This window comes from Bombilactobacillus bombi (genome assembly GCF_013607485.1).
Classification (GTDB): domain Bacteria; phylum Bacillota; class Bacilli; order Lactobacillales; family Lactobacillaceae; genus Bombilactobacillus; species Bombilactobacillus bombi_A.
Genome location: NZ_SCHP01000076.1, coordinates 1 through 4,204, shown reverse-complemented (window position 1 = coordinate 4,204; position 4,204 = coordinate 1). Strand labels below are relative to the sequence as shown.

At 39.8% G+C, this 4,204-nt stretch carries 3 protein-coding genes; all 3 read left to right on the top strand.

Annotation, left to right across the window (positions count from 1 at the left end; all coding sequences use genetic code 11):
* On the top strand, positions 1-1,650 hold a 1,650-nt coding region (locus tag EQ827_RS08005; RefSeq protein WP_181190469.1), incomplete at its 5' end, for a DNA translocase FtsK.
* Positions 1,643-2,911, top strand: coding sequence for a M16 family metallopeptidase (locus tag EQ827_RS08000; RefSeq protein WP_181190468.1), 1,269 nt, complete (start codon positions 1,643-1,645; stop codon positions 2,909-2,911). The genes EQ827_RS08005 and EQ827_RS08000, both read left to right, overlap by 8 nt.
* An 11-nt stretch (positions 2,912-2,922) precedes the next feature.
* On the top strand, positions 2,923-4,173 hold the full coding sequence (gene yfmH / locus EQ827_RS07995; RefSeq protein WP_181190467.1) for an EF-P 5-aminopentanol modification-associated protein YfmH: 1,251 nt from the start codon (positions 2,923-2,925) through the stop codon (positions 4,171-4,173).
* Positions 4,174-4,204 lie beyond the last annotated feature (31 nt).

Below are 4,204 nucleotides of genomic sequence, written 5' to 3'. Positions count from 1 at the left end.
CCTAAGCATCAGCCAGCTCAAGAACCACCTTCTAAACCGGTGGCTGTAACCCATGATTTTACCGAACCAGCTGTACCTGACACCTCGGAAAAATCGATGCCGGCAGGTGGAGATGATGATTTTCAAATTGAAGGTCCACACCCAACTAAACCCACACCAGTAGCCAAGCCTACGGGGGCAACCCCAACAGTAGTTCCAGCTGATGAAGGGGATTATCAACTTCCCAGTGTGGATTTGTTGACGCAAATGCCCGAAACTGATCAATCAGCAGAATACCATTTAATTGATGTAAATCGAAAAAAGTTAAAACAGACATTAGATAGTTTTGGCGTCCAAGTTGAAGTTAAAAAGGCAACTTTGGGCCCGACGGTTACTAAATATGAAGTACAGCCTGCAGTAGGGGTAAAAGTCAGCAAAATTGTTAATTTAGCTGACGATTTGGCTTTGGCCTTAGCCGCTAAAGATATTCGTATTGAAGCGCCTATTCCTGGTAAGCCTTATGTGGGAATTGAAGTTCCTAATCAACATTCTTCAGTAGTCTCTTTTCGAGATGTGGTGGAACATGAACCAGATCATGCTGGACACATTTTATCAGTGCCGCTGGGTAAAGATGTTTATGGACAAATAGCTATGTGTGATTTGACAAAGTTGCCGCATTTATTAATTGCGGGATCAACTGGTAGTGGTAAATCCGTCGCTATTAATACAATTATTACCGGGATTTTGATGCAGGCACGGCCGTCGGAAGTTAAGTTGATTTTAATTGATCCCAAAATGGTCGAATTGAGTGTTTATAATGGGGTTCCACATTTATTAATTCCGGTGGTAACGGAAGCTAAACGGGCTACCGGCGCTCTGCAAAAGGCAGTGGCTGAGATGGAACGGCGTTACAAGCTGTTTGAACAGACAGGTCATCGTAAAATTGAAGAATATAATCAAGCAGTAGAAGCAAATAACCAAAATCATGAACAACCAGCTTTAGAAAAATTACCTTATATTGTGATTATTGTGGATGAGTTATCTGATTTGATGATGGCTGCAGGCCATGATGTAGAAGTTTCAATTGTAAGGTTAGCCCAAAAGGCACGTGCAGCGGGGATGCACTTAGTTATTGCTACTCAACGGCCTTCTGTGGATGTTATTACCGGCTTGATTAAAGCTAATGTTCCTTCGAGAATGGCTTTTGCAGTGTCCAGTAATGTTGATTCACGGACAATTTTAGATGCTCCCGGTGCGGAGAAACTTTTGGGCCGGGGAGATATGTTATTTGAGCCGATTGGTCAATCTAAGCCTTTACGAATTCAAGGAGCATATATCTCTTCTGAGGATGTGGAACGAGTAGTTAAATTTGTGAGTGAGCAACAGTCGGTTCACTATGATGAAAAAATGATTCCGGCCGATCCTAACAGCAAAGAAGCGCAAAATGATGAACCTGATGATGAATATTGGCAGCCGGCTATCGATTTAGTAGCCCACGAGCAAAAGGCAAGTGTCTCGATGCTGCAGCGGCGCTTTCAGATTGGATATAATCGAGCTGCTCGGCTTGTGGATTATATGGAAGAGCGGGGGATTGTTGGACCTGCGCGCGGGGCTAAACCGCGAAAAGTGTTAATTAAACGTCCAGGAGAAGATGAACATACCGATGAATAATATTCAAACTTATTCCTTAGATTCAGGAATCGAGATTTGGTGGCTGCCAACTACTAAATTTCATGTTGCACGCTTAGAGTGTAATTTAATTACTACGCAAAAAGCTGCCACCACTACTACCCGGCGCTTATTGGCTAACTTGTTGCAGCGCTCAAGTTCGCGTTGGCCGACGGCTTCACTTTTGGCGCGTGAACTATCATCCTTATACGGCGCAGAATTAACGGCAAAAACGACCTTTTTTCAAAATTTAAATATTTTATCTTTAGCTTTGAGTGCTCCCGTTGACTATCAAGGAGAAAGAATTTTTGTGGCTGCACAATCTTTATTATGGGAATGTTTAACACGTCCCAATTTGAATGAGGATAAGTCAGCATTTGACTCACTAGCTTTTCAATTAGAACAAACTAATTTAACTAATGCCTATGCTAGTATTAACGACAATTATGCTTTACAAACATCATTAGCCTTAAGAAAGATACTTTACCAGAGTAACCCCAACTTAGCTCTGCCAGAGTTCGGCACTGCCCAACAGTTGCAAGAACTATCACCAGCAACAATTTATCAATACTATCAAGAGTTATTATCGACTAATCGATTGGTTATTACTATTGTGGGTAATTTAGATGAAGCGGTGATTTTGCAACTCCAGAAGCACTTGACTGCTATAACCCGACATTATCACGCTGTCAATTTACAGACACACAATTTAATTGCCTTGCCCCAACAGTTGGTGGTTCAAGAACGTGTTGAAGCTATTCAACAGAGTCAAATGGCTTTAGCGTACCAAGTGGCTGGTACCAAGCCAGTTTTACAAGTCTTGAATATGATGTTGGGTGGCGATGACCAATCCCTTTTATTCCAACAAGTTCGCGAAGATCAAGGCTTGGCTTATTCAATTTATAGTAATGTTAATCCTTACCAAGGTTATCTCACAATTCAAGCCGGCGTTGATGCTAGTCAAATTGATAAAGTAGAAGCAATAGTTGCCCAACAAATTAATAATTTGGCTGAACAAGATTTAACAGAATTGTTGAAGCATGCGCAATTGGCTTTAATTAACCATCGTTTAGAGTTAGCCGATAATATTGTGACTCCTGCTAATCAACTTTTAATTACTGCACTTAATACGCAAGCAGTGCTCAATGATGAGCAATATATTGAGTCTATTAAAAAGGTGGATCTATCAGCAATTCAAAAGACAGCTCAACAAATGCAAAAAATTGCCTGTTATCGTTTACGCGGCTGCCCACCAAATATGTAGGAGTTTAAAGGATGAATAATTTAGAAGTTATTGATATTACTAAGAAATTGAATTTTCCAGTACGTGCTTTAATTAATCCGCAATTTAACCAAACCTATGCCATTGCCATGGTAGATTTTGGCGCAGTAGATACCTTTAATAAGGTACCCGCTGGAGCAGCTCATTTTTTAGAACACAAGCTGTTTGCCAAGCCCCAATTTGACAGTAGCCAGCGTTTTGCTCAGTATGGCGCGGAGTCAAATGCTTTTACCAGCTATACCAAAACGGCCTATTTATTTAAAAGTATTGGCCATGTCCAGGAAAATATTGCAACTTTATTAGACTTAATCAGTCGGCCTTTTTTTACGTTAGAAAATGTTCACCGAGAACAAGAAATTATTGCTCAAGAAATTAATATGTATGCCGATATGCCGGACTGGTTTTTGGAGCAAACAACTTTAAAGAGCTTGTTTAATCAGGATCCGATTGCCCAAGATATTGCCGGCAGTATAGAATCTATTAGTAAGATTACACCGGAATTATTAACAGACATCTATCAAGAATATTATGTGCCGGCCAATCTACGCCTATATTTAGCTGGTAAAGTGGATGCTACGTTGTTAGAACAATACTTAGATAACCTTATTACTACCAATAATGATTTGCAGACACTAATTCAGCGACACCAAAAACCGAAAGTACGGCTCGCACCCGAATTAGCTCCTATCAGGCCGCAACAGGTGATTCACTTTAAGACACATCGTGCCCACTTAATGGTTGGTATCAGAATTACGACGTCTCCAAAGAATTTATCAGCAATGATTTTACTGCAAAATCAATTAGATTTATTATTGGAATTAGTTTTTGGAGAAATGTCAGAATTTCATCAAAAATTAACCAATGATGGTTTGATTGATGATTCTTTTGGGTATAATGTAATAGTGGAACGCGGATATGCTTTTGCCTTGATTAGCTGTGAAACTGATGATCCGACAAGATTAGTTCAAGTTTTAGAAGATTATTTGTTGGCAGGTAAGTACCAAAGTGAATTAAGCTCGGCTAATATGGCAGTTATTCAGCGTGATAGCATTGGTTCTTATATCTTTGCTCAAGATTATTTAGATAATTTGGCAACTGAAGCTGCCGAATTAGATTTTTATGGCGTGAAGATTAATCAAGTGCCGCATTTACTAGATAATTTGCAAGTTGAAGAGTTAAGAACCTTAGCCCAAAGCGTTTTTAAAGGGACTAATCTTACCAAAACAATTATGTATCCGGAGTAAACAAATGAAATGGGCATTAATTTTAGGCGCT